Here is a 1229-nt window from a genome sequence, read left to right as displayed (position 1 = left end):
CTCAAAGTCAAGCGGTCAAAGCATCATGCGGCGTTGAGGAGGTCGTTGAGGGCTTGGGCGGGGGTGCGGTAGTCCAGGGTCGGGCGGGGTCGGGAGTTGAGCTTGTCGGCGATGGTGGCGAGTTCGTCGGCGCTGTAGCCCGACAGGTCGGAGCCCTTGGCCAGCCAGTGGCGCAGCAGCCTGTTCGTGCTCTCGTTGGAGCCGCGTTGCCACGGTGAGTGGGGATCGGCGAAGTACACCGGCGCTTGCAGGTTGAGCTGGATGTGGTCGTACGCCGCGAGCTCGGAGCCGCGGTCCCACGTGATCGATCGGCGCAGGTGTGCCGGCAGGAGGCTCATTTGGGCGATCATCTGCCGCGCGACGACGTCGGCGGTGGCGCGTTCGGGCAGGTGCAGCAGGATCACGAAGCGCGTCGAACGCTCAACCAGCGTCCCGACCTGTGAGGCACCCTTCGCGCCCTTGATCAGGTCTCCTTCCCAATGGCCCGGCACTGCACGATCAGCGACCTCAGCAGGGCGTTCGCTGATCCGAAGCGCGTCACGGTAGGTGGCTTTCAAGCCGCGTACGCCGCTGCCGCGGGCCTTGCGCGCGGTGCGCTTGGTGGACAGCTGCCGGGCCAGATCCTGACGTAGTCCGCCACCGGCTTGGACGTACAAGGCGCGGTAGATCGTCTCGTGACTCACGCGTCCAGTGTGGTCGTCGGGGCGCTCCCGGGCGAGCATGTCGGCGATGAGCTTGGGCGACCAGCCATCGTCCATCCAGGTCTCGATCCGGGCAGCGAGCGCCGGGTTGCGCTCGAGCTTGGTGTCCTTGGGTCGACGCCGGCTCTGATGCGCCCGCGTATGCGCCAACGTCGCGTGGTACTCCCCGCCCGGACCTCGGTGACGTTTAATCTCGCGCGAGACCACCGACTGCGAACGACTGATCCGCGCCGCGATCGTGTGCTGCGACCAGCCCGCACGCAGGCCCGCCTGGATTTCGGCACGTTCAGCCATCGTCAAGGACCGACCAACCGTCCCGTCCCAGTCCACGACCGGGTCCGACACCGCATGCGCACGTCCATTGCTGAGCTTCACTCCGCCAGCATCACGCCACCACCGCACCGGCGTCGCACGACACTGCGCCGTACCCACCATCACCGCCGCTACCTGCGCTGACGTCCCCCAACACACCAGATCCACGAACTCATCCCGCATCGACTGCGGATACCTCGCCATGACACCACCTCC

At 67.0% G+C, this 1229-nt stretch carries 1 protein-coding gene; it reads right to left on the bottom strand.

Annotation, left to right across the window (positions count from 1 at the left end; translation table 11 throughout):
* Window positions 1-23: 23 nt before the first annotated feature.
* Window positions 24-1196 carry an IS30 family transposase gene (locus tag QQX09_RS14235; RefSeq protein ID WP_301135929.1) on the bottom strand — a complete coding sequence of 391 codons (1173 nt, stop codon included), beginning with the start codon at window positions 1194-1196 and terminating at the stop codon, window positions 24-26.
* Between the last annotated feature and the right edge of the window lie 33 nt (window positions 1197-1229).

It is taken from the genome of Demequina litoralis, from assembly GCF_030418455.1.
In the GTDB taxonomy this organism is placed as follows: Bacteria; Actinomycetota; Actinomycetes; order Actinomycetales; family Demequinaceae; genus Demequina; species Demequina litoralis.
The sequence above is the reverse complement of the archived record's forward strand: the minus strand, read 5'-3'. Positions and strand labels throughout refer to the sequence as shown.